The organism is Nocardioides sp., assembly GCF_036267815.1.
Lineage (GTDB): Bacteria > Actinomycetota > Actinomycetes > Propionibacteriales > Nocardioidaceae > Nocardioides.
Window position 1 is genome coordinate 189,111 of sequence record NZ_DATAVI010000035.1, and the last position, 24,466, is coordinate 213,576.

A 24,466-nucleotide genomic window follows, 5' to 3' on the forward strand; every position below is an offset into this window, starting at 1 on the left:
CCATGTCCGACCAGCCGTCCGACCCGCAGTCCGGCCAGCCCTCCGACCAGCCGTCCGACGAGAGCCGCTCAGCCCGGCCACCCCTGGCCGACTCGATCCGCGCCAAGATGGAGGAGTACGACGTCGACCGGCACCTGGGCGACCTGGCCTCGACCCTGGAGGGCGCCGTGCGCCAGGGCGTGGCGAAGGCCGGCTCCCTCGTCCACGAGCACAAGGGCGATATCGACCGGCTGCTCGAGAAGGCGGTCGGCGTCGTCGACCGGCACACCGACGGCAAGCACGCCGACCGGATCAGCCAGGTGCGCGGGTCGCTCGAGCGCGGCGTCGACCGGATCGCCGAGCAGCGCGACGCCGGCCCCGACAAAGGCCCCGCCGCCGGCCCAGATGCCGGCCCAGACGCCGGCGCGAGTGACGTCCCCCCGAGCAACGGCTGACGGGGAGGTGACGGGGGCGTGACACTGCGACCGGCCGGCCAGCGGCCGCCGGTGACGACCCGGCGAGGCAGCGACGACGGCGTCGTCGGCCGCCTGGTGGACCTGCTGCTGGATGCCGGGATCGACGGCGTCGGCCCGCTGCACTCCGCTCGCGAGCTCGCCGACCAGGCGCGGCTGACCCGCACCCCCGAGAGCGCGGTGAGGAAGGTCATCCGCTCCCAGGTGGTCAAGGGTGGCGTGGGCGGGTTCGTCACCAGCGTCGGCGGCTTCGTGACGATGCCGGTCGCGCTCCCCGCGAACGTCCTGGAGTTCTACGTCGTCGCCACCCGGATGGTGGCCGCCATCGCCGAGCTGCGCGGGTACGACGTGAACGACCCGCAGGTGCGCACCGCCGTCCTGCTGACCCTGGTCGGCTCGGACGCCGACGAGGTGCTGGCCAAGGCCGGGCTGACCGGCGGGACCGGGAAGGTGGTCGGGCTGGTCGGGCAGCAGCTCCCGCCGGCCGCCCTGCTCATGGTGAACAAGGCGATCGCCTTCCGGCTCCTGCGCGGGGTCGGCGAGAAGGCCTTCGCGCGCCTCGGTCGCGCCGTACCCCTCGCGGGCGGCGTGGTCGGCGGCGGCATCGACGTGTGGATGATGAGGCGCATCGCCGACCACGCCCTCCAGGAGTTCCCGCCGCTCTCCTGAGCCGCCCCCGGCTCAGCCGCCGGCCTGCGCTATCTCCATGGGCTCGCTGACGGGGTCCTCGGAGAGCAGGACGCGGCGCGCGATGAGGCGGAGATCGTCGCGGCCGGCGTCGTCGAGCGGGGCGCCGTTGGCCTCCTCGACCTGCGCGACCAGCCACTGCCACAGCTCGAGCACGAACGCGCGGAACCTCTCCCGGCCGGTCTCGCTCAGCTCGACGAGCCCGGCCTGCTCGGTGACCATTCCGGCGTCGAGGACGTCGTCGAGCGCCGGCCGGACCAGGGCCATCGGCACCCGGTGGGCGGCGGCGATCGTGAGCGGGTCGATGGCCCCGTGCGCCCGCAGCTGCTGGGCCGCGATCTGCCGCAGGGTCCACACCTGGACGGCGTCGAGACCCGCGCGCGAGGAGTCGAGCAGGGCGGCGGCGGCCTCCGGGAGCCGGGCGCGCAGGATCCGCACCACCTGTGCCTCGAGCTGCTCCTGCGAGGTGCGCTGGTCGGGCATCGCGAACCCGTGGCCGAGATCCGCGGCGCCGGGCCGGGTCAGCCCGCGCATCGGCACCTGCCGGAGCACCAGCGCGACCAGCAGCGCGAGGACGGCGACCGGGACGGCGGAGGCGAACACGTGCTGGAGCGACTCGGCGTAGGCGTGCACCACGCTCGCGTGCTGTGCGGCGGGCAGCGACTTCACGCCCTCGGGGGTGGTGACCAGCCGTGGGTCGGCGCCGCTGGAGACGACGGCCGCCCCCAGCTTCGGCTTGAGCTGGTTGGCATAGATCGTGCCGAACACGGCGGCCCCGAACGAGCTGCCCATCGTGCGGAAGAACGTGACGCCCGACGTGGCGACGCCCAGGTCGCGGTAGTCCACGGTGTTCTGCACGATGATCGTCAGCACCTGCATCGCCAGGCCGATGCCGACCCCGAGCACCAGCATCGCCAGCGACACCGACGTGGTCGACGAGTGCTCGTCGACGCGCGCCAGCAGCAGCATCCCGACCGCCATCACGATCGCGCCCGCGATCGGGAAGACCCGGTAGCGTCCGGTCTTGCTCACGACGGTGCCGGCCCCGACCGAGGCGACGATCAGGCCGAAGACCATCGGCAGCGTGCGCAGGCCCGAGACCGTGGCGCTGACGCCCTGGCAGTACTGGAGGTAGGTCGGGAGGAAGGTCATCGTGCCGAGCAGGGCGAAGCCGACGATGAAGCTGAGGACCGCGCTGACGCTGAACACGTTCCGGCGGAAGAGCCGCAGGGGCAGGATCGGCTCGGCGGCCCGCCGCTCGGCGTACCCGAAGACGACCAGGCACCCGACCGCGCCGACGACGATGCCGATGATCGTCGCGGAGCCCCAGGCGTACTGCGTGCCTCCCCAGCTCGTGGCCAGGATCAGGCCGGCGGAGCCGAGCGAGACGAAGACGATGCCGAGGGTGTCGAAGACCGGCTTGGCCGCTGTCGGCACCGAGGGCAGCAGGCGAACGGCGAACGGCAGGATCACCAGCGCCACCGGCACGTTGACGTAGAAGACCCACTGCCAGGACAGGTGGTCGGTGAAGAAGCCGCCGAGCAGGGGGCCGAGCACGGTCGTGCCACCGAAGACCGCGCCGATCGCGCCTTGGTACTTGCCGCGGTCGCGCAGCGGGATGATGTCGGCGATCATCGCGGTCGCGGTGACGGTGAGGCCGCCGCCCCCGATGCCCTGGAGCGCCCTGGAGCCGATCAGCCAGGTCATGGTCTGCGAGAGACCGGCCAGCGCCGAGGCCGCGGTGAACAGCACGATGCTGCCCACGAAGATCCACTTCCGGCCCAGCAGGTCGCCGAACTTGCCGCCCAGGATCGTGGCGATGGTCTGGGTGAGGAGGTACGCCGTGACCACCCAGCTCATGTGCTCGGCGCCGCCGAGGTCGCCGACGATCGTGGGCAGCGCCGTAGCCACGATCGTGGAGTCGAGGGCGGAGAGCAGCATCCCGCCGACGATCAGGGCGAAGGCGACGTTGCGCGCCGTGGGCCCGAGCACCGGTGGCTCGTCGGCAGTGGAGATGTCGTCGACCAACTCGGCCTGACTCATGGTGCCGAGCCTAAGGGTTGGACTCGGATCTCAGGCCGAGATCGCGGACCGCCTGCGCGACGGCGTCGGCGCCGCGGCTGCTGAGCACGATCGTGTAGTGGTTCACGTCCGGCACGTGCCGGACGTCCAGGTCGGGCCACCGCGCGGCGTACGCGTCGACCGTCGCCTGCGGGTAGAGACCGGGCGGGTCGTCGGCGAACCCACGGGAGGCATGGAGGAGGATGCGCGGCGGCATCGGCTTGTCCAGCGCCTCGGTGTACGCCGACCCGGCCACCATGTCGAGCTGGTCCTCCTCGACGACCTCGGGGACGGCGGAGGGGCGGCCGGGGGTGTCCGGCAGGTCGTAGTCGGCGTACTCCTCGGCCTCGGGGGTCCAGTCGCGGCCGAAGGCCGGGTGGCTGCGGAACCAGCCGCGGTACTCCTCGCGGGTGTACGTCGCCCGAAGACGCTGCTTGATCGGCGCCAGCCCGGCCAGGGTGGCCTCCTGGTCCGCTTGCGGAAACGGCAGTCCGCCGTCGACCAGCACCAGCGCCCGGACCAGCTCGGGCCGGCGGGCGGCGAGGACGGTGGCGACGAACCCGCCCATGGAGTGCCCGACCACCACCATCGGCGCCCCGCCGACGGCCTCGGCCACGGCGGCGCAGTCCTCGGCGTGCTGCGCCATCCCGGCCGGGCCGGGCAGGGCGTTCGAGCGGCCCCGCCCGCGTAGGTCGGGAGCGAAGACCGGGTTGTCGAGGGCGTCGGCCACGAACGGCCAGGAGCGCGACGAGGAGGTGATGCCGTGGATCGCCAGGACCGGCGCGCCGGTTCCGGACCAGGCCGCCACTCGGAGCGTGCCGCCGGCGACCGGGACGTCGAGGGAGTCGGGCATGGTCCCGGTCTACCACTGGTGCCCCGCACCGCAAGTCCGACGCATGGTCCCCGAGCACGGACTTGGGCAACGCTCTTCCGGCGCGGCACACTCGCCGGCTCCGCCGGTGGTCACCACCGGCCCGCGTAGACGAAGTCGGCGGCCGGGCGACCGAGCCGACGGCAGATCCGCATGGCCAGCCGCATCGAGGTCGCGTAGCGCGCCGTCCGCAGGCCGGTCAGCTGGTTCGGCGTGCAGTGCAGGTCGCCGGCCAGGGCGCTCCAGGTGAGGCCCTCGGTGCGGCGCTGCTCGTCGAGGGCGTCGTAGAGACGTCGCAGGTGCCATCGCGGCCGGCGATCGTCGCTGCTGCCGGGCAGGGGCCGGCCGGCGTCATCGGCTCCCGGCACGAAGCTCTCGGGGGTGCGCCCGAGCCAGCGCACGAAGAACAGCGCGTGCTGGCAGGAGGTGTCGCCGTTGCGTGCGACATTGCGCATCGTGGACGCCGCCAGCGGGTGGTCGCCGGGCCGCTGCCGGTTCAAGACCGAGGACATCTCCCAGATCTCGCGGGCGGCTCCGGTCCACGTCAGGCCGCGCTCGGTGCGCTGCCGGTCCAGCGCCGCGTAGAGGGCGTCGGTGTCGAAGTCGCCCGAGGCCCGGTTGCGCGGCACGCCGTCCACTATGCCCGGCGGCACCGCCTGCGGAAAACCGCTCGACACGGCGGCCCGCCTGGGCTGGGCTGACCCTGTGGACGGCCGGCTGCACGACGACGAGATCGACGTCGACGAGGGCCTCGTGCGGCGCCTGCTCGGCACCCTGTCGCCGTCGTACGCCGGGCTCCCGCTGCACCCGCTCGACGCCACGGGATCGACCAACGCGCTGTTCCGGCTCGGGGACGACCTGCTGGTCCGCCTGCCCCGCCAGCCCGGTGGGACCGCCACGATCGACAAGGAGCGGCGCTGGCTGCCCTACGTCGCGTCCCGCCTCCCGGTCGCGGTGCCGGAGGTGGTGGCCGTCGGGGAGCCCGCCTTCGGGTATCCCGAGAGATGGTCGGTCGTGCGCTTCCTGCACGGCGACCGGCCGACGCTGCCGCAGCCCGGCGAGGCACGGCACGGGCTGGCCCGCGACCTGGCGGGCGTCGTACGCTCGCTCGGCGACCTCCCGGTGCCCGTCGAGGCGGACGGCGACCCGTCGCTGGAGTGGTACCGCGGACGACCGCTGGCGACGATGGATGCCGACATGCACGGCTTCCTCGACCAGTGCGGTGGGCTGGTCGACGAGGACGGCTTCGACCTCGACCTGCACCGGGCGCGGCTGGTGTGGGAGCAGACCGTCCGGATGCCCGAGGCCGCCCGAGCGCGCTCCGCGCGGTGGTACCACGGTGACCTGAACGCGGAGAATCTGCTGGTCCGCGACGGCCGGCTCGTCGCCGTCCTCGACTTCGGCGGCCTCTCGGTCGGCGACCCGACCAACGACCTCGCCGTCGCCTGGCAGCTGCTCGACCCGGCCGCGCGCACGACGTTCCGCACCGCGCTCGCGGTGGACGACGTCACGTGGCGGCTCGCCCGAGGGTGGGCCCTGGTGCTGGCGCTGATGGGACCGCCGTACTACTGGCACACCCTGCGCGAGCGCTGTCTGCGCGGGCTGCACACGGCGCGGGCCGTCCTGGCGGACGCCGCCGGCTGACCGCTCAGCGCGAGCTGGACCAGACCAGCAGGAGCAGCACCACCAGAGCCAGCACGAGCACGCCGACCGCCCAGCGGTAGAGACCGAAGCCGCGGGTCCGCAGCTGCTGCTCGCGCAGCGCGTCCCCGGCCCGCTTCGCCTTGAGGATCTGCACCGCCAGCGCCACCCGGTAGGCGACGTAGCCACCGCCCACGGCGATGACGGTCAGCCGGAAGAGCATGGCGGGAGCATGGCACGCCGGCTGGCGGTCAGGTGGTGATGGTGCCGTCCTGCGCCCGGCAGGTGAGCTCGACGTTGCGGCACTGCGCCGAGTTCTTGACCTCGTCGGAGGTCAGCGTCGCGGAGTACACCGGCTGGCCGCCGGTCTCCGTGTCGTCCTCGTCGTACCAGGACACGACGTAGGCGACGCGGTAGGTCGCGGAGTCGTCGGTGTCCTTGGCGGGCAGGGTGAACTGCGCGGGGTCGAGCGCGACCCGCTGGTCCTTGCCCGAGAGCGTCACCTCGTCCAGGTCCTCGCGGTCGACGCCCTTCACGGGCGCCCAGACTCCCGGACCGGTCTCGGTCTGGAGCTCGTAGGAGGTCTGGACCTTCTGGCTGGCACCGGCGAAGAAGGGCATCGCGACCGTCGCCCCGCTCGTGGAGAACGTGCGGAAGTCGCGACCGGCGAAGCTGCTCTCGCCGCTGACGACCATCTCGTCCGCCTGTGTCGGCGTCACCGCGTCGGCGTCGTACTTCACACCGCTCCCGCTCTGGACGAACCCGTCGCCGACGGTGCAGGTGAGCTCGACGTTCTCGCAGGCGACCTGGCTCGAGAGGTCGGAGTCGAGCTCCTCGCGCTTCAGGACGGTGTTGTCGCCGTACCACGCGGCGTACATCGCGACCCGGTACCGAGCGTCGGTGTTCGTCGCCGCGTAGGGCACCGTGAAGTCCCAGGCCGGGAACTGGGTGGTCTGCCCCTCGCCGACGATGTTCCAGAAGTAGCCCTCGGAGGTGTGCGGGACCTGCACCCAGACGCCGTCGGAGCCGAGGGTCTGGAGGTCGTAGACCACGTTGACGTCCTCGGCACCCTGCACGTCACTGGACTTGACGACCGACGCACCGTCGGTGTGGAAGGTCCGCAGGAGAACGCCGTGCGAGCTGGCCTCACCGCTGACCAGCACCCGCGACGGGTGGGTGAAGGACATCGCGGCGCTGCCCGTGGCGGGAGTGTCGGCGAAGGCGGACGGGGCACCGGCGGCGATGACGCCCGTGCCGAGGGCGGCGGCCGCGGCCAGGACGGCGGCGCGGGCGGGCATGCGAGCGAGCAGAGGGCGGGGGGACATCGGAGAGTCTCCTGGCGTGTCGGGTGTCGATCGGTGTGCACACCAGTGTGTGCGGATCGCGACCAGCGCTCTGTCCGGTACCGGACACAACGGCGAGGTCCAGCCCCAGCGGGCCGGATCAGGCCGAGCCGGCGGCGAGCAGCTCCTCGACCCAGGTGTCGAGGTGGCCGAGCAGGATGTCGAGATGTCCCCTCCCTGCCTCCAGGTGGGCCGTGGCTCCCGGGATCCTCCCGTGGAGCCACTGGCCGTGGCCGAACGGCACCATCAGGTCCTCGCTGCCCTGCCACAGGTACGCCGGGACGGCGATGTCGCCGAGGTCGAACCCCCACGGGTGCACGAACGCGAGGTCGTCGTCGAACCACCCGTCGACACCTGCCGCGACCGCCTGGCGGAACTCCGCGGCCAGGAAGTCGGCGAACTCCCCGGTCAGCGAGGCCCGGTCGCCCTCGGAGATCAGGGTCTCCAGGGACGCCGCGACCTCGGCTGCGGTGACGTCGGCGAGCTGGGGACGCGCCGCGGTCAGCCAGGCTCGAAGCGGCTCGGCGCCCTTCAGCGCCGCGCCGAACTCCTCGAGGTTGTCCTCGCCCATCCCTGCCAGGAAGTCCACCCCTTCCGCGTCGTACGGCGCGACCCCGGCGATCGTGGTCACGGCCCGGACCCGGTCGGCCAGCAGGGCGCCGCAGGCCAGCGCGTGCGGCCCGCCGCCGGACCAGCCGGCGACGACGCACGTCTCGACGCCCAGATGGTCCAGCACCGCGGCGGCGTCGGCGGTCTCGCTGGCCACGTCGCGGCCCGCCCGCCGCGACGACGCGCCGTACCCCGCTCGCGACCAGGTCACCAGCCGGTGCCCGCGTGCGTGCACCGCCCGGGCGAGCTGCCCGAGCTGGTGGGAGCCGCCGGGGGTGCCGTGGATGAAGACCAGGACGCCGCCGCCGTCCGGGCCCGTGACCTCGAGCTCGAGCTCGCGGCCGTCGGCGAGGGTCAGCGTGGGCGCCATGGGGCTCCTATCGGGTCGGGCGAGCACACGTCACGCCGGGCCGTCGACGTTGACCGTCGGCTCACCCGTGCCGCAGCGGACGATGACGGCGCGCCCCGGCTCGTCGGAGGGGTTGGACTCGCGGTGGACCGCGCCGGCCGGCACCCGCAGGAAGTCGCCCGGGCCGGCTTCCACGACCTCGGTGCCACCAGGACCGGACTCCATCCGCATCCGGCCGCTGAGGACGAACAACGTCGTCTCGTGGTCGCCGTGGTGGTGCCAGCCCGAGGTCGCGTGCGGCTCGGTGTCGACGGTGCCGGACCACATCGCGTCGCGGTGCATCGCCACGCGGCGCGCCATCCCCGGGGTCGGGTCGGCGTCGACCAGCTCGTCGGCGGCCACCCGTGAGCACGGCTGAGCCGGATCGAGGGTCACCCGGCTCAGGCTAGCGCGCCCGCGTTGGGGTAGTCCCTGACAGATTCGTCGTCGTTCGGGCTGGACGGCGACCGTTCTGTCAGGGACTACCCAACTTGGACGGTCGTGGTGAGGGTTGTGAGGGACGGGCGCTCCGGCGTGGAGCCGAAGCCGAAGCCCGGGTCGGGGGCGACCGGAGCCAGCGAGCCGAGCTCGACCCCTCGCCAGGTCCCCATCGCCCGCGTGATCGCATGGTGGTCGGTGGCGGCGTAGGTCTCGGTACGGCCGTTGCCGGCACTGCCCCTGGTGTGCACCCCACGCATCAGCGTGCTCGCGACGGGGTCGGTCACGTGGGTCCACCACGCGGCGCCGGACAGGCGCGGGGGAAGGGCGTGCAGCGCCACGCCCAGCGGCGTCCGCCTGCCGACCAGGTAGCGCACGTCGAGCGCGCCCGCGAGGACCCGGACGAACGACCAGTCGCGTCGCACCTGCACCCGGACCACCGCCACGTCGTCGAAGGAGTACGTCGCCGCCACGAAGTCGGCGATGTCGCGGGTCGGGGCCATCAGCCGTCGGGTGCCGTCGGCGTCGGCCAGCATCACGTCGTCGAAGGGCCCGAACGGCGACCGGGTCCAGCTGCCGACCACGATCCGCACCCCGCTGGTGGTGCCGACCCCGGCGATCGAGCCCTCGAACCGCAACCCGTCAGGCACCGCGACAGCACCACTCCGAGATCACCGAGAGACAGGGGGGCGCAGGCATGACGCCACGTTAGGGCGTGCGTCGCTCCTTCGGCGTGTCACCCCCTGCGTAGGCTGGCCGGATGAACGAGGACCCGGCCCGGCTGCTGGCCGCCCGGGAGACCGAGCTCGAGGCCGAGCTGGCCGAGCTCACCAGGCTGCCCGGCGAGCTCGGGAGCATCTCGTTCGGCAAGAGGGTGGGCGAGGGCACCTCGATGGCCGTCGACCGGCTAGCGGCCGTCTCCGCCCAGGAGCACCTGCTCGCGATGCTCGACGAGGTACGACGTGCGCAGCAGCGCGTGCGCACGGGGACCTACGGCACGTGCGAGGTGTGCGGGGAGCCGATCCCCGAGGCCCGGCTCGAGGCACGACCCTGGGCGACGCGCTGCGTCGCCCACAGCTGACGCTCAGGCGCGGAGGACCGCGCCGAGGACGGCGTCGACCGTGTCGTCGACCCGGGAGTACTGCGGCCAGTGGCCCGAGTGCAGGTCGACCCAGGTCACGGCGCGCAGCCGCGCGATCTCCTCGGTGCCGGACTCGCCGGCGGCGACCCACTGCTGGAGCTGGGCGGCGTCGTACTCCGCGGTGACCATGGTCACCGGCAGGTCATGGAGCCGGTCACCCTCGCCGCCGTCGAAGGACAGCCCGTCGGTGACGGCGCGGACGGGCGAGGGCACGGCCTCGTCGCGGATCCGCGACCGCAGGTCGTCGTCGAGGTCGGCGACCATCTCGTCGTCGAAGAACCCCCACGGTGGCAGCGGCACGTCGTCCCCGACGACCGGGAACATCGACGCCGACTGCTCGGGGACGGCGGGCTCGCTGGCCACGAAGACGACGCCGGAGACCCGGTCGAGCCGCTCCGCTGCCGCGGCCCAGGCGAGGACGCCGCCCATGGAGTGGCCGACCAGCAGCACCGGGCGGCCGCCGTCGACGGCGTCGACCGCGGCCACCACGGCGTCGACGTGATCCTGGCGGGTGACCCCGTGGCGTCGGCCGTCGGGTGAGTGCATCCCCGGCAGGGTCAGGGCGTGCGGCACGTGCCCGGCCTTCTCGAGGCCGCCTGCGACGGAGTCCCACGACGGAGCGGTCAACCACAGGCCCGGGATCAAGATGATGTCCATGGTCCGAGGCTAGGTGGCGGCGCCGACAGCCACCTCACCGCCGTGGGTCCCGCGGGGGAGCCGGCGGACCGCCGGGGTCGAGACCACGACCACGGCCGCACCGGTGCCACACACCGTCATCACCATCAGTGCCGGGCAGCTCCCCAGCACCGCCGCGAGGCCGCCGACCAGGACGTTGCCGAGCGGAATCATGCCGGTGCTGGCCAGGTAGTCGTAGCTCGACACCCGCGACAGCGCCCGCGGCGGGATGTGCTCGCCGAGAGAGGTCTCCCACGGCGCGAACATCCCGGTGACGCACACACCGGTGAGCAGCCCGAGCAGCCCGAACCCCCCACACCGGCAGGTGGCTGCCGATGATCGCCCGGCGGGGACGGCGAGCACGACGAACGGCAGGAACCGCGCGGTCGCGGCGAACAGGAGGGCGACACGGGTGACCCGGTCGCCGAGGACGCTGAGGATCTGGCTGCCGGTACTGCGGCTCGTCACGCAGGACGCCGGGCACGGTCAGCGAAGAGACCAGTCGACGCGCCACGAGGCGTCAGCATCGCCGACCCGAGGTCGCTTGTCGCCTGAGACTCGTCAGGCGGGCGAGCGCTTGTGGCGCCGCAGCAGCGCCTCGGAGCCCGCGACGAACAGGTCGATGCCGAAGCCGTAGTACCCGTCGACGTCGGCGCAGTCGGTCAGGGCGAACGACGCCTCGCGCACGTGCGGGAAGGCCGTCGGCTCGAGACCGGCGATGTAGTCGCGCTTCTGCTTGAGCAGCAGGTCGCGCTGCTCCTCGGCCGCCTGGGTCTCGGCACCGGGCACCTGGCTCACGAGCATGATCGCGGTCTGGAGGCCCGTGCGGGCCAGGTCTGCCGCCTGGGCGACGGTGAAGCCGGCGTCCTCCAGCACGGCCAGGGTGAACTCGGTGAGGCGGAGCCCGTCGGGGTGGACCAGGATCCGCGGCAGCACGAGCTCGGCGGCGGCCGGGTGTCGGCGCATGGCGTCGACCAGGGCGGTGATCACGCCCCGCAGCTGCGCCGACCAGGCGCCGGTGGTGACGGCCGGCGCGATCCCGTCGAGCAGGGCGTCGCCCATGGCCGCGAGCAGCTCGTCCTTGTTGGCGACGTGCCAGTAGAGCGCCATCGGCGTCACACCGAACTCCTGCGCGAGGCGCCGGATCGTCACGGCGTCAGGCCCCTCGACATCCATCACCGACAGGGCACGCTCGACGATCGCGGCCCGGCTGAGGTCGGGCTTGGCGCCGGCCTGGGATCCGTCCTTGACGGCCCTGCCCGAGCGGGCGGCCGTGGCGGCTCGTGGGGTCATGGCCAGAACTATACACCATATGGCTTGACAACTATACGTCGTACAGGCTTTCCTGTACGGCATACATGTACGACGTATAGGAGACGTGACATGAACCGGAACCGATGGGCGCTCGTGGCGGTGGCACTGGCCACCTTCATGACCTACCTCGACAACAACATCGTCAACGTGGCGATCCCCGACATCCAGCGCGAGCTGGGCCTGTCCACCGCCGGCATCGAGTGGGTCGTCAGCGGCTACATCCTGACCTTCGCCGGGCTGCTGCTCGCCGGCGGCCGCCTCGCCGACGCGTTCGGACGGCGCCGGCTGTTCCTGATCGGCCTGGCGGTCTTCACCGCCTCCTCGGTGCTCGCCGGCTTCGCCGACGCAGCTACTACCCTGATCGCGGCTCGGGCCCTCCAGGGCATCGGTGCCGCGGCCGTCACCCCGACGACCCTGGCGATCATCAGCGCCACCTTCACCGACCCGCGCGAGCGCAACGCCGCGGTCGGCATCTGGGGCGGCGTCGGCGCACTGGCGCTCGCGGTCGGCCCCGTACTCGGCGGCGCCCTCACCCAGCACGTGTCGTGGGAGTGGATCTTCTGGATCAACCTGCCGGTTGGCATCGTCACGATGGCTCTCGGCGCCTGGGCGATCCGCGAGTCGCGCGAGGACGAGGTCCGACGCATGGACCTGCCCGGACTGGGGCTCTCGACGCTGACCCTGTTCACGCTGACCTGGGCCCTGATCGAGGGCCACGACCTCGGCTGGACCTCGACCGGCATTCTCGGGGCGTTCGGTGTCGCGGCCGTGTCCGCGCTGGCCTTCGTCGTCGTGGAGAGTCGCGTCGCGCAGCCGATGGTCGACGTCAGCCTGTTCCGGCGCCGGGAGTTCACCGGCGGGATCGTCGCCCTGATGCTGTGGGCCTTCGGCCTGTTCGGGATCTACTTCTTCACCTCGCTCTACCTCCAGGGCGTGCTCGGCTTCTCACCGACCAAGGCCGGCTCGGCGTTCGTCCCGATGGCGCTGCTGATGGCGGCCTCGGCGATCGTCTCCGACCGTGTCGCAGTGCGCTTCGGGGCCTACCGATCGACCGGGTTCGGGATGCTCGCCATGGGTGCGGGCATCGGCGCCACGGCGCTGCTCGGGCAGGGCGCGTCGTTCCTGTCGCTGATGCCGAGCTTCGCGGTGATCGGCGTGGGCGGCGGGCTGACGATCCCGCTGACCGCCACGGTCCTGGGCGTGATGCCGACCAGCCAGGCGGGTGTCGCCTCGGCGGTGTTCAACGCCTCGCGCGAGGTCGCCGGCCTGCTCGGCATCACCGTGATCGGTGCGGTGCTGACCAGCCGGCAGAGCTCGGCTCTGGCATCCGGACACACTCCGGTCCAGGCCTACCTCATCGGGTACCACAGCGGTCTCTACCTGGCCGCCGCGCTCGTGGTGGCGGGTGGGGCCATGGCCTTCGGCGCCCTGCGCAAGGCACACCTGGTCGCCGACGTCGACGCCACCCGCGAGGACCTCGTGCTGGCCGGCTGACCGCGACCCGCAGACGGCATCGGGCCCACCCGCAACGGGTGGGCCCGATGTCGCTTCGAAGGCTGAGGTCCGGTGCTCAACCCCCCATGCGACACACCTGCGTGAGCCGGCCCGGAGGCCGGCAGCGGTGGTCGTGCTGCGCGCTCATGCTGGCGGACCGCGAGCGCCGTCGTCCGCGGAACGCGCGTTTCTTTGCCGTCGACCGGCGCTCGCGCCCGGTCAGCGACGGGCGAGGCCGGCCCGCACGTGCTGGACCAGCGAGCGGGCCCTCTGCACGGCGTGCCGGACGCGAGCCATCGCCGCCGACGACGTGTGCGCGGTGATCGTGTGCGGGCGGATGCCACCGAGGAGGCGGGCAGCGGTGCGCAGCTCGGTCGCCGCGCGACTGCCCGGAGCCACCGACGGGCGGATCCGGACGATCGTGTCGGCACAGCGTCCGGCACGCCGCAGGATCGCCGTCCCCCTGATGTAGCGCTGCGGGTGATAGCTGCGCAGCAGGCCCCGAGCAAGGTCGAGGTGGTGGTCGCTCGGCGTACTGGAGTACGCCGTAGCGACCGCCTCGACCGTCGCCTGGTCCGAGGCCGCATTGGCCCGAACGATGGCGCGATCCGCATCCGTCAGGGGGGACAGGCGGTGGCGGATCGAGCGCGCGAGCTGACGGTCGAGGCGGCCGAGGGCGAGGAGCACGCGGGTGGACCCGTCGTGCTCGAGGTGCCGGTGGTGGTGATGAGTCCCGCCGTGGCGCGCCGGCAGCGCGTTCGCGGTAGTCCCGACGGAGGCCATGAGGACAGCGGCGATCGCGCACACGGCGATACGGGCAGCGCGTGTCATCTGGTGCTCCGACTGGCTCGAGGTGGACTAGGCCTGCGCCAGCCATGCTCTGGCGACCCCGTTTCCCACCGCAGCGGAACAGGTAAAACTTTACCTTCGCGGGTGGGTCGTATTCGGGGTCTCCCGATCGATGTAGGGGTGAGGGACCTCCACGATCCGGGAGCCGCCATGAGCACCACCACCGCCACCACCGCCATCGCCGCCGCGGCGCCCGCCCGCAGGAGCAACGCGCGAGCCGTGCTCGCCCTGGCGGCGCTGGCCCTGCCGACCCTGCTGGTGGCCATCGACATCTCCGTGCTGAACGTCGCGCTGCCGACCATGGGTCGCGAGCTCCACGCCGGGGCGACCCAGCTGCTCTGGATGACCGACAGCTACAACTTCATGGTCGCGGGCGCGATGCTGACCACCGGCGCCGCCGCCGACCGGATCGGCCGGCGCCGGATGGTCCTGGTGTGCGCGGCCATCTTCGCGGCCGCCTCCGCCGTCGGCGCCTTCGCGACGACCCCCGACCTGGTGATCGTGGCGCGCGGCGTCATGGGCCTGGCCGGCTCGGCGATCCTGCCCGCGTCGATGGCACTGCTGGCGGGCCTCTTCCTCGACGAGAGGGCCCGGATCCAGGCGATGGGCGCCATGATGACGGTCTTCCTGGGCGGCATGGCGATCGCGCCGCTGGTCGGCGGGCTGCTGCTGGCCCATCTCTGGTGGGGCTCGGTCTTCCTGCTCGGCGTGCCGGTGATGGTGGTGACGGTCCTGACCGTCCCGCGGCTGGTCCCGGAGTCGAAGTCGGAGACGCCCGCGCCGCTCGACCTGGCCAGCGCGGTGCTGAGCGTGGCCTCGGTGCTCCTGCTCGTCTTCGCCCTCAAGCGCGCGGTCGGCACCGGCGTGGACCCGGCGGTGCTCGTGGCGGCGCTGGCCGGCGCGACCATCGGGACGGCGTTCGTACGACGCCAGCGCCGCCTGGCACACCCGCTGGTCGACCTGGCCCTGCTCGGCGCTCCTCGCGTGCGCCGCACCTTGCTGGCGCTGCTCTTGACGGCGGTGCTGATGGGCGGGATCTCCCTCTTCTTCAACCTCTACCTCCAGGAGGTGCAGGGGCTCTCGGCCTTCCACGCCGCCTGGTGGATGCTGCCGCAGATGCTGGCGATGATCGCGTCGGCCAACCTCGCCCCGTGGCTGTGCCGCACTCTGCCCCAGCGCACGGTGGTCGTGTCGATGCTCGGGGTGATGACCGCCGGGTTCGCCCTCTACGCGACCGTCCCGGGCGGCGACCTCGGGCGCCCGTGGGTCGCGCTGGCCGGGAGCCTGGCGACGTTCGGCATCGGTGCCTGCTTCCCGATGCTCATGAACGGCGTGATCAGTGCCGCGCCGATGGAGCGGGCAGCGTCCAGTGCCTCGCTGGCGCAGCTGGCCAACGAGCTCGGCATCGCCCTCGGCCTGACGCTGCTGGGCTCGCTCGGCACGGTGGTCTACCGCGCCCGACTCGGTCACACCGGGTCGAGGGCCGCGCAGAGCGTCATCGAGGGCGTCCAGGCCGGGCGGCACGACCCCGCCCTGCTGGCCTCGGTCGACGCCGCGTGGACCGACGCCTTCCGCGTCGCCGGAGCCCTCGGCGTCGTGGTCATGGCGCTGGTGCTGGTGCTGGTCTCCGACCGCAAGCGCGGGTCGTCCGCCTGACACCGGGCCCTGAGGAAGCGCGGATCAATCCCGCCTGCTGCGCGCCACGGCGCCATTGATCAGCACGTCGCCAACCCGGCGTCAGGCGGACGACCTGACACCGCGGCGGGCGACGGTCTTCGCCACGGCCTCGGCCAGCAGCTCGACCGCCCGCCGCACCGGCGGGCTCAGCGCCGAGGAGTCGCGCACGAACGCCACGACGCGACGACGCGGCGCGGGGCTGACCAGCTCGCGGCTCTCGAAGCCGGGCATGGCCTCGTCGACCGCCAGCTCCGGGAGCAGGGTCACCCCGATCCGGCCGGCCACGAACGCCAGTGCGGTGTGGTGGTCGTCGGAGCGGGCGACGTAGCGGGGCGTGAAGCCGGCGGCTCGGCAGGCGTTGCGGACGATGACGGCGCAGCCGGTGTCGCTGAAGTCGGCGTCGATCATCGCCACGTCGGCGAGCGCCGCCATCGGCACCGGCCCGTCGTAGAGCTTGAGCAGCTCGTGACCCTTCGGGATCGCCACCCGATAGCTCTCCTCGACCAGGACCAGCCGCTCGTAGCCCACCCGCTCGGTGCCCGGCGCGTCGGCGGCCTCGGTGGTGACGTCGATGTCGCGGCGCTGAGGTGGCGCGTGGCCGGCACTGCCCAGCTCGTCGAGGCTGAGCTCGACGACGAGGTCGGGGAACTCCCGCTGGAGCCCCTTGGCGACGTGCGGCAGCCACATCTGCGCGGCCGAGGCGAAGGTGCCGATCGCCAGACTGCCGGAGTATCCGTCGCGCAGGTGCTCCACGACACCGCCGAGCCGGCTCAGGCTGCCCATCACCTCCTCGCTCTCGGCGGCCAGGACCTTGGCCGAGGCCGTGGGGGAGATGCCGCGCCCGGCCCGCTCGAAGAGCACCAGCCCGGTCTCGCGCTGGAGGGCCGCGATCTGCTGGCTGACAGCCGAGGGCGTGTACCCCAGATGGTCGGCCGCGGCCTGCACCGAGCCGCTGGCCACCACGGCCCGGAACACCCTCAGCCTCTGCACGTCGATCATGGGAGCATCGTACAGCATCGCTACATTGTTAATAAGAAACCATCGCTTGTGCTTCACAATCGCCCGAGCCACCATAGAGGCATGACCACCCACCAGAACACCGCCAAGAGCCGGTTCCGCACCTTCATGCACTACGTCTGGAGCGACCAGGTCGCCGCCAACCGGGCGCTGCTCCAGCTGCGGCCCTACGACGACTACCTGATGAACCGTCGCAACGGTCGCTGAGGTGCCTGACCGACACCAGCCATCCACCACCACCTAGAGCCGGCCGCGAGCCTCGCGGCCGGCTCTTCTGCGCTCGAGGCCCTGCTGTTGGAAGATGGCGGCATGCCCAGCGCACTTCTCGGCCTCCTGTCCGCTCTGCTGCTCCCCCTCGGCTTCGGCCCCGGCGTCACCACCGGCACCACCGCCGGCACCGCGCTGCCGCACGAGGCTCGTGCCGCGAGCGGCAACCCCCTGGCCGGGCATCCCTGGGGCACCTACGAGGGCCCTCAGGAGCTGTCCTGGGCGCCGTACCAGAACGCGACCGGGCACCGGAAGAAGCTGCTCGGCTACATCGCGCTGGCGCCGAAGGCCAAGTGGTTCGGCGCATGGATCCCCGACGACCAGATCGCCGACCGGGTCTCGGAGTACATCGCCAACGCCCAGCACGGCGACCCGTCGACCCTCGTGCAGCTGACCGTCTTCCGGATGGTCCCCTGGGAGCAGGAGGCCTGCCAGCGCCTGCCCACCAAGGCCGAGCGCACGTCGTACAAGCGCTGGGTCAACCGATTCGCCAAGGCGGTCGGCTCCGCCCGTGCCGCCGTCGTCGTGCAGCCCGACGGGCCGTTCGCGCTCTGTGCCCCGCACGGCTCCAAGGCTCCCTCCCACCTGGTGTCGTACGCCGCGAAGCGGATCGCCCGCCAGCCGAACGCCAGCGTCTACGTCGAGGCGGGCGCCGCCGACTGGCCGGCCGCCGGACAGGGCGGCGTCCGCGCCGCGGCGAGGCTCCTGGTCCGCGGCGGCGTCCGCTACGCCCGCGGCTTCGCCCTCGACAGCACCCACTTCGACTCCACCACCGCCGAGGTCAGGCGCGCCGCGGCGATCTCCCGCCGGCTCGCGACCTTGGGGTACGCCGGTCGCACGGCCGTGATCAACACCTCGAGCAACGGGCACCCCTACGTCTACGGCGACTACACCGGCAAGGACCCCGACAACCCGATGGTGTGCGCCTCGGCGACCGTGCCGGCGACCACCACCTGCGCGACGCTCGGCATCCCACCGACCACGCGCGTCGGCGCCGCGCGCTGGGGGCTGTCCGCCCACGTCTCGCGGCTGGCGCGGAAGTACGTCGACGCCTACCTGTGGGTCGGCCGACCCTGGCTGTACCGGCAGAGCCAGCCCTTCGTCGCCAAGCGGGCCCTGCGCCTGGTCCGCTCGACGCCCTGGCGGTGACCCGGCGACCCCCGACCGCCGCCCGGGTCAGGTGAGGGGCGGCTCGTCCGGAACGCGACGTCGCTCGGCCATGACCAGACCGACGGCCACCAGCACGACGGCGCCACCGACCACCACCGGCCAGGTCACCGGCTCGCCCAGCCAGGCCCAGCCGAGCAGCACGGCCACGACCGGATTGACGTAGGCGTGGGTCGAGACCAGCGAGATCGGAGCGCGCTGGAGCAGCCAGACGTAGGCGGTGTAGGACACCACCGACGAGAGCGTGAGGTAGCCCAGCACCAGCCAGGTCGAGATCGGGAAGTCGAACGACGTGCGCTCGCCGGAGCCGAAGCCGACCGCGGTGAGCACGAGGCCGCCGCCCAGAAGCTGGTAGGCGGTGGTGACGAACGTGTTCGCGGGCAGGAGGAGCCGCGGCTGGAGGAACGACCCGACCGCCCAGCAGCCGGCCGAGGCGACCACCAGCAGGGAGGGCCACAGCGGGAACCCCGGCACCGACCGGCCACCCAGCAGCAGGATCGCCAGCCCGGCGAAGCCGACGACCACCCCGACCCAGGTCACCACCCGCGGCCGGTCGCCGGTGACCAGCCGGAGCACGACGATCGCGATCGGGGCGAGCGCACTGAGCAGGGCTGCCGGACCCGCCTGGACCCCGATGCTCTCGGCCCAGGTGACAGTCCCGTTGGTGAGGACCTGGAGCAGCATCGCCAGCAGCACGCAGCCCAGCACCGCCCGCCGCGGTGCGCGGAGCACCGTCGGGCCACGCCGAGCCGCGACGTACGACGAGAGCAGCAGGCCGGCCACGACGTAGCGCAGGCCGATGGAGTACAGCGCCGGGACGTCCTCGACGACGTAGCGGATCGCGACGTAGACAGAGCCCCAGACGACGTAGATCACCAGCATGCCGAGGCCGATCAGCACGGGCTCGCGCCGGACCGGCCACGGCGCCCTCACCCGGCCGGCGTAGGTGGACATCAGTCGCAGCGTAGGGCCACGCGTCGCGCGGCTCGACGTCAGATCAGATAGAGCTTGCGCAGGCGCCGGGTGATGGACCACGTCGTGCGGTCCCCCTCGCGGAGCCGGACCAGCACGCCGGCGCGAAGGTCCACCGAGCTGCCGTCCTGGAAGGTGACCGTGCCCTCGCCGGACAGCACCAGGAACAGCTCGTCGACCTCGAGGTCGGTGTCGGTGCCCGGCCCCGCCTCCCACACGCCGACCTCGAACGCCGCCTCGAGGAGGGCGTGGCTCGCGGTCGACAGTGCCTCGGAGCCGCCGTCCGGCTCGACGATCTCGGCGTGGAGGTCGGCGCTCAGCAGGCGCGAGGCACTGAGGGGACCGGGCGGCTCGGAGGTCACGGCAGCAGCCTAGGCAACCTCCGGCCCCGCGGGCTCAGCGGCTCATGGGGACCAGGCGCCCGCGACCTGCCGTGTCGCCGCGTTGAGCCGGTTCCAGACGTTCACGGACGTGATCGCGATGAGCAACGCGGAGACACCCTGCTCGTCGTAGTGACGGGCGACCTCGGCCCACAGCGCGTCGGAGACGGGGTCACCCCGGTCGGCGACCCGGGTCACGGCCTCGGCGAGCTCCAGCGCGGCCCGCTCCGCGTCGGTGAAGTACGGCGCGTCGCGCCACGCCGCGACCGTCGCGAGCCGCTCGTCACCCGCGTCCTCCTGGCGCAGTGCCTGCGCGTGCAGCACGACGCACACGCTGCACCCGTTGATCTGGCTGGCCCGCAGGTGGACCAGCTCCAGGGTCTGCGTGGGGACGCCCAGCCCCTCGGCCGCGCGGGCATAGGCCTGAAGGGCCGCCAGCGCGGCAGGGACGAGGAAGACCGGATGGGTCATCCGTGCTTCGATGGTCATCGCGTCCACGGTCCGGGCTTCCACGGTCTGGGCCTCCATGATCGAGCTCCTGTCAGGTCGGGTCCGTTCTGTTCGTCAGCCAGTCGACGGAGCACGAAGGAGGAACCTGACAGATGCCCACCCAGGAGACGCTGGCCCAGGAGTTCGAGGTCCACCGCACCCATCTGCGCTCGGTGGCCTACCGCATGCTCGGCTCGGTCACCGAGGCCGACGACGCCGTCCAGGAGGCCTGGCTGCGCCTCGCCCGCACCGACACCGACGACGTGGTCAACCTGCGTGGCTGGCTCACCACCGTGGTGAGCCGGATCTGCCTGGACCTCTTGCGGTCGCGGAGGTCGCGCCGCGAGGAGCCGCTCGACTTCCACCTCCCGGACCCCGTCGTCACCCGTCTCGACGCCGATCCCGCGGCGTCCGCGGAGCGGGCCGACGCCGTGACGCTGGCCCTCCTGGTCGTGCTCGACACCCTGAACCCGCGGGAGCGGATGGCGTTCGTGCTGCACGACATGTTCGGGGTGCCGTTCGACCAGATCGGCGAGATCGTGGGCGCGACCCCGGCAACCGCGACCCAGCTGGCGAGCCGGGCACGCCGCCGCGTGCGTGCTACGCCGCCGCCGGCCGCGGACCTCGCGACGCAGCGCCGGGTCCTCGAGGCCTTCACCTCCGCCGCGCGAGACGGCGACTTCGACGCGCTGCTGGAGGTGCTGGACCCCGACGTCGTGCTCCGTGCGGACGGCGGCACCGGAGCGGCGTCCGGCATCGTGCGCGGCGCCCTCGAGGTCGCCTCGCAGGCCTCGGCGTTCCGGCGGGCCGGCCACGAGCCGGAGCAGACGTGGGTGCTGGTCAACGGCGCCGTGGGCCTGGTCGGGATGCGCGACGGCCGGCCGTTCTCGGTCTTCAGCCCGGTGGTCCGCGGCAACCGGATCGTCGAGATCAACATCCTGGTCGACCCCGAGCGGATCGCCGCGATGGACCTGGCCCAGGTGCTCTGACACAGCGAGCACCAGCGTCCGGTGGTCCCGTCGCTAGGAGAGCTCGGGCCGGATCGGGGACGCCGCGGTCAGCCCGCCGTCCACGGTCAGGCACTGACCGGTCATCCAGGAGGCTTCGTCGGAGGCCAGCCAGGCCACGGCGTTCGCGATGTCCGCGGGGGCACCGAGCCGACCGAGGGGATGCCGGGCCACGGCGTCGCGGCGTGCGGACTCCGGGTCGGCGGACAGCGCGAACCCGGAGTCGGCCATCTCGGTCTCGACCCACCCCGGCAGCACCGCGTTGCACCTCACCATCGGCCCGTGGTCGAGGGCGATCGACCGGGTCAGCGCGTGCACGAACGCCTTCGAGGCGTTGTAGAGCGCGCTGGTCCCGTCGGCGACCACGCCGGAGATCGAGCCGACGTTGACGATCACCCCGCCGTGCGCGGTCATCCCCGGCAACACCGCGCGCGAGGTGGTGAAGACGCCTCGGCAGTTCACCCCGACCTGGAGGTCCCAGTCGTCGTCGGTCGAGTCGGCGACGGTCTTCGCGACGAGCACCCCCGCGTTGTTCACCAGCAGTGTCACCGGCCCCCGTGCGGCGGCGGTCTCGGCGAGCCGCTCCGCGTCGCCGGAGCGCGCGACGTCCGCCGCGACCCACACCACGTCGTCCGGCAGGTACGCCGGTCGGTCACCGCGCCCGCACGTCACGACCTCGGCCCCGTCGGCGTACAACCGCTCGACGATCGCGCGCCCGATCCCCCGGCTTCCGCCGGTGACGATCGCGACCCCTGCGCCGCTCACGACAGCGCGATCTCCTCGCACCGCTCCACCGCCCGGCGCAGGGAGGCCTTGTCGAGCCCCAGCAGGGCGGTCAGCCACAACCCGTTCTGCACGACGTCGATGTCGGCGGCCCGCCGGTCGCACTCGGCTCGGGAGAGCTCGGGCCGCGCCGCCCGGATGAGGCGGGCCAGCCCCGCCCGGTAGCGCTTCTGCCCGTCGAGGTTGATCGCGGCGAAGTCCTCGTGAGCCTGCGCCAGCGACCACAGCTGGAGTCGCAGGGAGAGGTACTCGGTGGTCAGGAACCTCGGGGCGGCGACGCGTCGCAGGACCGAGCGCAGCTGTGCCTCGGGGGTCCCGCCCGGGTCGGGTGTCACCAGCGCGACGACCTCCTCGTCGATCCGGCGCAGGGCCGCCCCGATCAGGCTCGTCTTGTCCTGGAAGTAGTAGCCCACCAGCCCGGGGGCCACCCCGGCCGCGCGGGCGACCGCGCGGATGCTGACCCCGGAGATGCCGTGGCGCGCGAGCAGCGCGAGGACGGCGTCGAGGATGAGCTCCTCCCGATCCTTGGCGGGTGCGGGGGAGGCGGGACTCGTCACACGCGGAGCCTAGTGCCGGGCGATCGGTAGCCTGCCGGACATGGCCGACCCGTCCGCGAGCCCCGGGCTCGACTGGGGCGGCATCGTCAGCGACCGCCTGGTGCTCCGCAGTCTGCGCGGGGCGACGGACTACCTTGCCGACGAGCTGCGCCAGGTGTCCGCCACGACGACCGCGAGAGTCGAGGTCGTGCGTCGCCGTCCGGACCGGCTGGACGTCGAGCTGACCGGTCCGCTGGCGGCCTTGCGTCCGCTCCACTTCTTCTCCGAGGCCGCCGTCGACCTGGGTGAGCCGTCCGAGACCGAGGAGCGGCTCCGCATCTCGCTGACCGAGGGCGCGCTGTCGGCGTTGCCGGGGCCCGTGCGGTTTCGCGTGGGCGACCTGGGCGACGAGCGCTGGGAGCTCCGAGACCGGCTGGTGCAGACGTGGGGCTGGGACAACGCCCCGCGCGGCTGGCAGGTGAACCTCGACCTCGTCGAGGGTCACCTCCTCGCCACGGTGGGCGACCTCCACCTCACCCGCCGGCACGGCCGGCTCGAGCGGCTCCCGGCCTCGACCACGCCCGTGCTGGCCGCCGCACTCGTGCGGCTCGCGAAGATCCCGCCGGGGGCGGTGGTCGTCGACCCCTTCTGCGGAGCCGGCACCAACCTGCTCCTGGCCCACGCGATGACCGGGCCAGAGCTGCTGGTCGGCCTGGACCACCGACCCGACTCACTCGCCCCGGCCCGGGCCAACGCCACGCGGCGCGAGGCCCCGCTGCGTCTGGTGCGCGCCGACGCCACCCGGCTGCCGCTGTCCTCGGGCTGCGCCGACCGGGTGATCGGCAACCTCCCGTTCGGCAAGCGGGTCGGCTCGCACGGGGCCAACCAGGAGCTCTACCCGCGGTTCTGCCGCGAGCTGGACCGGGTGCTCACCGGCGACGGCCGGGCGGTGCTGCTCACCGAGGACAAGCGCCTCCTGGTCGACTCCATCCAGCGCACCCGCGGGCTCCGGGTGATCAAGGAGGCGACCTTCGAGACCGGTGGCGCCCATCCCACGGCGTACGTCGTGGTCCGCTCGCGCGGACAGGCTCGGCGCCGCCACGGCTGAGGCCGCCTCACGCCCCCGACACGTCGCGGCCGTCCGCGGTCAGGGGGTTCTCGTCGATGGCCTCGACGGCCTCGGTGATCTCGGGCTCGGAGTCGGGCCGCGGGTCGAGGTGGATCCCGGCGATCATGCAGCGCACGGACCCACCGGCCAGCTCGATCGTGGGGATGTCGACCGACACGATCCGGCACGACTGCTCGATCACCGCGACCTGCTCGGGCCGCAGGCTCTCGCGGGCGCTGAGCGACATCGCGATGATCCGCTGCCGCGAGCCGTCGGGTGCGCGACCGGTGAGCTCGACGGCGTTGCCGGCGAACCGGCGTACCTGCTCCTCGGTCAGCTCGACGATCTGACGGCCGCCCACGGACAGCCGCTCGCGGACCTGCTCGCGCCGCTGCTCGTCGGGGATCATCCCCAGCGCGAACAGGGCGACGTCGGTGGCCACACATCCCATCACGTTGGTGTGGTAGACGGGCACGTCGTCGGAGTCGACCGCGTCGAACGCCATCGGCTCGTAGCCGAAGTCCGTGCAGAAGCGCTCGAGCACGTGGGTGTCGGCGCGATGGCTGCGGGCGGTGTAGGCGACCCGCGACATGTGGTCGAGGACCATGGCGCCCGTGCCCTCGAGGAAGATGCCGTCGGGCTCGAGCCCGGAGTAGTCCACGATCGTCTGGACGCGGTACTGCGACTTGAGCAGCTCCAGCACGTCGGCGCGTCGCTCGTGTCGTCGGTTGGAGGCGTACATCGGGTACACCGCGATCTGCCCGCCCGCGTGGGTCGAGAGCCAGTTGTTGGGGAACACGCTGTCCGGGCGCGTGTGGTCCTCGTCGACGAAGGTGTGGACCCGCACCCCGGCCGCGCGGAGGCGCGCGGCCACGGCGTCCATCTCGGCCAGGGCCATGACCGCCGTCTCGTCCGACGACTGCCCGGCGGGGACATCGGTCTGGAAGGCGTTGTCGGCCGCCGTGGAAGGGTTCGGCCGGAACCTCTCCGCCCGGATCAGGATCACCGCCGACGGGGCCTGCACGCTCACGACGACGGAATGTAGACCATCCCGGGCGGCCAGCCCGCACCGCCTGGCCGCACGTGCGGACGCCCTCCGG

29 protein-coding genes are annotated in these 24,466 nt (G+C 72.8%); 10 read left to right on the plus strand and 19 right to left on the minus strand.

All coding sequences use genetic code 11. The annotated features are described in order from the left end of the window. Nucleotides 1-2 precede the first annotated feature (2 nt). Together VHW64_RS06225 and VHW64_RS06230 are read left to right on the plus strand one after the other, a co-directional pair. A complete protein-coding gene (locus VHW64_RS06225; protein WP_329649650.1) occupies nucleotides 3-434 on the plus strand; it encodes an antitoxin in 432 nt (143 codons plus the stop codon). Nucleotides 435-452: 18 nt separating this feature from the next. Further along, the gene (locus VHW64_RS06230; protein ID WP_329649651.1) at nucleotides 453-1,121 is read left to right on the plus strand and encodes a hypothetical protein; all 669 of its coding nucleotides are present in this window, start codon (nucleotides 453-455) and stop codon (nucleotides 1,119-1,121) included. 12 nt (nucleotides 1,122-1,133) lie between these two features. On the opposite strand, the gene VHW64_RS06235 is transcribed toward VHW64_RS06230, so the two are convergent. The 3 genes from VHW64_RS06235 to VHW64_RS06245 all read right to left on the minus strand — a co-directional run bounded on the left by VHW64_RS06235 (nucleotide 1,134) and on the right by VHW64_RS06245 (nucleotide 4,700). Next, nucleotides 1,134-3,182 carry an MDR family MFS transporter gene (locus tag VHW64_RS06235; RefSeq protein ID WP_329649652.1) on the minus strand — a complete coding sequence of 683 codons (2,049 nt, stop codon included), beginning with the start codon at nucleotides 3,180-3,182 and terminating at the stop codon, nucleotides 1,134-1,136. A 10-nt stretch (nucleotides 3,183-3,192) separates the two neighbouring features. Beyond that, a complete protein-coding gene (locus VHW64_RS06240) occupies nucleotides 3,193-4,053 on the minus strand; it encodes an alpha/beta hydrolase (protein ID WP_329649653.1) in 861 nt (286 codons plus the stop codon). A 110-nt stretch (nucleotides 4,054-4,163) separates the two neighbouring features. After that, nucleotides 4,164-4,700: a helix-turn-helix transcriptional regulator gene (locus VHW64_RS06245; RefSeq protein ID WP_329649654.1), complete on the minus strand. Its 537-nt coding sequence runs from the start codon at nucleotides 4,698-4,700 to the stop codon at nucleotides 4,164-4,166. A 76-nt stretch (nucleotides 4,701-4,776) separates the two neighbouring features. Here VHW64_RS06245 and VHW64_RS06250 point away from each other — a divergent pair, with 76 nt between their 5' ends. Next, the gene (locus VHW64_RS06250; protein WP_329649655.1) at nucleotides 4,777-5,715 is read left to right on the plus strand and encodes a phosphotransferase; all 939 of its coding nucleotides are present in this window, start codon (nucleotides 4,777-4,779) and stop codon (nucleotides 5,713-5,715) included. A gap of 4 nt (nucleotides 5,716-5,719) precedes the next feature. Here VHW64_RS06250 and VHW64_RS06255 read toward each other — a convergent pair whose 3' ends face one another. The 5 genes from VHW64_RS06255 to VHW64_RS06275 all read right to left on the minus strand — a co-directional run bounded on the left by VHW64_RS06255 (nucleotide 5,720) and on the right by VHW64_RS06275 (nucleotide 9,140). Further along, the gene (locus VHW64_RS06255; protein ID WP_329649656.1) at nucleotides 5,720-5,935 is read right to left on the minus strand and encodes a hypothetical protein; all 216 of its coding nucleotides are present in this window, start codon (nucleotides 5,933-5,935) and stop codon (nucleotides 5,720-5,722) included. Between the two features lie 28 nt (nucleotides 5,936-5,963). Next, entirely contained in the window at nucleotides 5,964-7,010 is a 1,047-nt protein-coding gene (locus VHW64_RS06260; protein WP_329649657.1) for a hypothetical protein, read from the minus strand. Between the two features lie 145 nt (nucleotides 7,011-7,155). Next, a complete protein-coding gene (locus VHW64_RS06265; protein WP_329649658.1) occupies nucleotides 7,156-8,034 on the minus strand; it encodes an alpha/beta hydrolase in 879 nt (292 codons plus the stop codon). A gap of 30 nt (nucleotides 8,035-8,064) precedes the next feature. Beyond that, nucleotides 8,065-8,448, minus strand: a complete 384-nt coding sequence (locus VHW64_RS06270) for a cupin domain-containing protein (RefSeq protein WP_329649659.1) — start codon at nucleotides 8,446-8,448, stop codon at nucleotides 8,065-8,067. Nucleotides 8,449-8,534: 86 nt separating this feature from the next. Continuing rightward, nucleotides 8,535-9,140: a hypothetical protein gene (locus tag VHW64_RS06275; protein ID WP_329649660.1), complete on the minus strand. Its 606-nt coding sequence runs from the start codon at nucleotides 9,138-9,140 to the stop codon at nucleotides 8,535-8,537. 110 nt (nucleotides 9,141-9,250) lie between these two features. Here VHW64_RS06275 and VHW64_RS06280 point away from each other — a divergent pair, with 110 nt between their 5' ends. Continuing rightward, a complete protein-coding gene (locus VHW64_RS06280) occupies nucleotides 9,251-9,571 on the plus strand; it encodes a TraR/DksA C4-type zinc finger protein (protein ID WP_329649661.1) in 321 nt (106 codons plus the stop codon). 3 nt (nucleotides 9,572-9,574) lie between these two features. On the opposite strand, the gene VHW64_RS06285 is transcribed toward VHW64_RS06280, so the two are convergent. From VHW64_RS06285 to VHW64_RS06295, 3 genes are all read right to left on the minus strand, one after another. Beyond that, nucleotides 9,575-10,288, minus strand: a complete 714-nt coding sequence (locus tag VHW64_RS06285; RefSeq protein WP_329649662.1) for an alpha/beta fold hydrolase — start codon at nucleotides 10,286-10,288, stop codon at nucleotides 9,575-9,577. A 9-nt stretch (nucleotides 10,289-10,297) separates the two neighbouring features. Then, on the minus strand, nucleotides 10,298-10,774 hold the full coding sequence (locus tag VHW64_RS06290) for a hypothetical protein (protein WP_329649663.1): 477 nt from the start codon (nucleotides 10,772-10,774) through the stop codon (nucleotides 10,298-10,300). A gap of 93 nt (nucleotides 10,775-10,867) precedes the next feature. After that, a complete protein-coding gene (locus tag VHW64_RS06295) occupies nucleotides 10,868-11,599 on the minus strand; it encodes a TetR/AcrR family transcriptional regulator (protein ID WP_329649664.1) in 732 nt (243 codons plus the stop codon). A gap of 90 nt (nucleotides 11,600-11,689) precedes the next feature. On the opposite strand from VHW64_RS06295, the gene VHW64_RS06300 reads away from it, so the two are divergent. Beyond that, entirely contained in the window at nucleotides 11,690-13,114 is a 1,425-nt protein-coding gene (locus tag VHW64_RS06300; RefSeq protein WP_329649665.1) for an MFS transporter, read from the plus strand. A gap of 219 nt (nucleotides 13,115-13,333) precedes the next feature. Here the strand turns inward: VHW64_RS06300 and VHW64_RS06305 are convergent, their stop codons facing one another. Next, the gene (locus VHW64_RS06305) at nucleotides 13,334-13,945 is read right to left on the minus strand and encodes a hypothetical protein (protein ID WP_329649666.1); all 612 of its coding nucleotides are present in this window, start codon (nucleotides 13,943-13,945) and stop codon (nucleotides 13,334-13,336) included. 168 nt (nucleotides 13,946-14,113) lie between these two features. Here VHW64_RS06305 and VHW64_RS06310 point away from each other — a divergent pair, with 168 nt between their 5' ends. Next, entirely contained in the window at nucleotides 14,114-15,619 is a 1,506-nt protein-coding gene (locus VHW64_RS06310; RefSeq protein WP_329649667.1) for an MFS transporter, read from the plus strand. Between the two features lie 81 nt (nucleotides 15,620-15,700). On the opposite strand, the gene VHW64_RS06315 is transcribed toward VHW64_RS06310, so the two are convergent. After that, on the minus strand, nucleotides 15,701-16,639 hold the full coding sequence (locus VHW64_RS06315) for a LysR family transcriptional regulator (RefSeq protein ID WP_329649668.1): 939 nt from the start codon (nucleotides 16,637-16,639) through the stop codon (nucleotides 15,701-15,703). An 81-nt stretch (nucleotides 16,640-16,720) separates the two neighbouring features. Here VHW64_RS06315 and VHW64_RS06320 point away from each other — a divergent pair, with 81 nt between their 5' ends. After that, nucleotides 16,721-16,864, plus strand: a complete 144-nt coding sequence (locus VHW64_RS06320) for a hypothetical protein (RefSeq protein ID WP_329649669.1) — start codon at nucleotides 16,721-16,723, stop codon at nucleotides 16,862-16,864. A 102-nt stretch (nucleotides 16,865-16,966) separates the two neighbouring features. Further along, the gene (locus VHW64_RS06325; RefSeq protein WP_329649670.1) at nucleotides 16,967-18,073 is read left to right on the plus strand and encodes a glycoside hydrolase family 6 protein; all 1,107 of its coding nucleotides are present in this window, start codon (nucleotides 16,967-16,969) and stop codon (nucleotides 18,071-18,073) included. Nucleotides 18,074-18,100: 27 nt separating this feature from the next. On the opposite strand, the gene VHW64_RS06330 is transcribed toward VHW64_RS06325, so the two are convergent. The 3 genes from VHW64_RS06330 to VHW64_RS06340 are packed head-to-tail and all read right to left on the minus strand — an operon-like array spanning nucleotide 18,101 to nucleotide 19,971. Beyond that, the gene (locus VHW64_RS06330) at nucleotides 18,101-19,045 is read right to left on the minus strand and encodes an EamA family transporter (RefSeq protein WP_329649671.1); all 945 of its coding nucleotides are present in this window, start codon (nucleotides 19,043-19,045) and stop codon (nucleotides 18,101-18,103) included. A 38-nt stretch (nucleotides 19,046-19,083) separates the two neighbouring features. Further along, a complete protein-coding gene (locus VHW64_RS06335) occupies nucleotides 19,084-19,425 on the minus strand; it encodes a cupin domain-containing protein (protein WP_329649672.1) in 342 nt (113 codons plus the stop codon). Between the two features lie 42 nt (nucleotides 19,426-19,467). Further along, nucleotides 19,468-19,971 (minus strand): carboxymuconolactone decarboxylase family protein, encoded by a 504-nt coding sequence (locus VHW64_RS06340; protein WP_329649673.1) that lies wholly within the window; start codon nucleotides 19,969-19,971, stop codon nucleotides 19,468-19,470. 74 nt (nucleotides 19,972-20,045) lie between these two features. On the opposite strand from VHW64_RS06340, the gene VHW64_RS06345 reads away from it, so the two are divergent. Beyond that, on the plus strand, nucleotides 20,046-20,921 hold the full coding sequence (locus VHW64_RS06345; RefSeq protein ID WP_329649674.1) for a sigma-70 family RNA polymerase sigma factor: 876 nt from the start codon (nucleotides 20,046-20,048) through the stop codon (nucleotides 20,919-20,921). A gap of 33 nt (nucleotides 20,922-20,954) precedes the next feature. Here VHW64_RS06345 and VHW64_RS06350 read toward each other — a convergent pair whose 3' ends face one another. Further along, nucleotides 20,955-21,704, minus strand: a complete 750-nt coding sequence (locus VHW64_RS06350; RefSeq protein WP_329649675.1) for an SDR family oxidoreductase — start codon at nucleotides 21,702-21,704, stop codon at nucleotides 20,955-20,957. Then, entirely contained in the window at nucleotides 21,701-22,279 is a 579-nt protein-coding gene (locus VHW64_RS06355) for a TetR/AcrR family transcriptional regulator (RefSeq protein WP_329649676.1), read from the minus strand. The genes VHW64_RS06350 and VHW64_RS06355 overlap by 4 nt, the downstream gene beginning before the upstream one ends. Nucleotides 22,280-22,319: 40 nt before the next feature. Between VHW64_RS06355 and VHW64_RS06360 the strand changes: the two genes are divergently transcribed. Continuing rightward, a complete protein-coding gene (locus VHW64_RS06360; RefSeq protein ID WP_329649677.1) occupies nucleotides 22,320-23,366 on the plus strand; it encodes a TRM11 family SAM-dependent methyltransferase in 1,047 nt (348 codons plus the stop codon). 7 nt (nucleotides 23,367-23,373) lie between these two features. Here the strand turns inward: VHW64_RS06360 and ctlX are convergent, their stop codons facing one another. Further along, nucleotides 23,374-24,396 (minus strand): citrulline utilization hydrolase CtlX, encoded by a 1,023-nt coding sequence (gene ctlX, locus VHW64_RS06365; RefSeq protein WP_329649678.1) that lies wholly within the window; start codon nucleotides 24,394-24,396, stop codon nucleotides 23,374-23,376. Nucleotides 24,397-24,466 lie beyond the last annotated feature (70 nt).

Bases quoted from the DNA above. Each gene is read 5' to 3' on its own strand.
- VHW64_RS06260 (WP_329649657.1), bottom strand. From the start codon at position 7,010: ATGCCCGCCCGCGCCGCCGTCCTGGCCGCGGCCGCCGCCCTCGGCACG.
- VHW64_RS06255 (WP_329649656.1), bottom strand. From the start codon at position 5,935: ATGCTCTTCCGGCTGACCGTCATCGCCGTGGGCGGTGGCTACGTCGCC.
- VHW64_RS06320 (WP_329649669.1), top strand. From the start codon at position 16,721: ATGACCACCCACCAGAACACCGCCAAGAGCCGGTTCCGCACCTTCATG.
- VHW64_RS06310 (WP_329649667.1), top strand. From the start codon at position 14,114: ATGAGCACCACCACCGCCACCACCGCCATCGCCGCCGCGGCGCCCGCC.
- VHW64_RS06330 (WP_329649671.1), bottom strand. From the start codon at position 19,045: ATGTCCACCTACGCCGGCCGGGTGAGGGCGCCGTGGCCGGTCCGGCGC.
- VHW64_RS06325 (WP_329649670.1), top strand. From the start codon at position 16,967: ATGCCCAGCGCACTTCTCGGCCTCCTGTCCGCTCTGCTGCTCCCCCTC.
- VHW64_RS06360 (WP_329649677.1), top strand. From the start codon at position 22,320: ATGGCCGACCCGTCCGCGAGCCCCGGGCTCGACTGGGGCGGCATCGTC.
- VHW64_RS06340 (WP_329649673.1), bottom strand. From the start codon at position 19,971: ATGGAGGCCCAGACCGTGGAAGCCCGGACCGTGGACGCGATGACCATC.
- VHW64_RS06265 (WP_329649658.1), bottom strand. From the start codon at position 8,034: ATGGCGCCCACGCTGACCCTCGCCGACGGCCGCGAGCTCGAGCTCGAG.
- VHW64_RS06235 (WP_329649652.1), bottom strand. From the start codon at position 3,182: ATGAGTCAGGCCGAGTTGGTCGACGACATCTCCACTGCCGACGAGCCA.
- VHW64_RS06300 (WP_329649665.1), top strand. From the start codon at position 11,690: ATGAACCGGAACCGATGGGCGCTCGTGGCGGTGGCACTGGCCACCTTC.
- VHW64_RS06295 (WP_329649664.1), bottom strand. From the start codon at position 11,599: ATGACCCCACGAGCCGCCACGGCCGCCCGCTCGGGCAGGGCCGTCAAG.
- VHW64_RS06285 (WP_329649662.1), bottom strand. From the start codon at position 10,288: ATGGACATCATCTTGATCCCGGGCCTGTGGTTGACCGCTCCGTCGTGG.
- VHW64_RS06240 (WP_329649653.1), bottom strand. From the start codon at position 4,053: ATGCCCGACTCCCTCGACGTCCCGGTCGCCGGCGGCACGCTCCGAGTG.
- VHW64_RS06225 (WP_329649650.1), top strand. From the start codon at position 3: ATGTCCGACCAGCCGTCCGACCCGCAGTCCGGCCAGCCCTCCGACCAG.
- VHW64_RS06280 (WP_329649661.1), top strand. From the start codon at position 9,251: ATGAACGAGGACCCGGCCCGGCTGCTGGCCGCCCGGGAGACCGAGCTC.
- VHW64_RS06315 (WP_329649668.1), bottom strand. From the start codon at position 16,639: ATGATCGACGTGCAGAGGCTGAGGGTGTTCCGGGCCGTGGTGGCCAGC.
- VHW64_RS06305 (WP_329649666.1), bottom strand. From the start codon at position 13,945: ATGACACGCGCTGCCCGTATCGCCGTGTGCGCGATCGCCGCTGTCCTC.
- VHW64_RS06345 (WP_329649674.1), top strand. From the start codon at position 20,046: ATGCCCACCCAGGAGACGCTGGCCCAGGAGTTCGAGGTCCACCGCACC.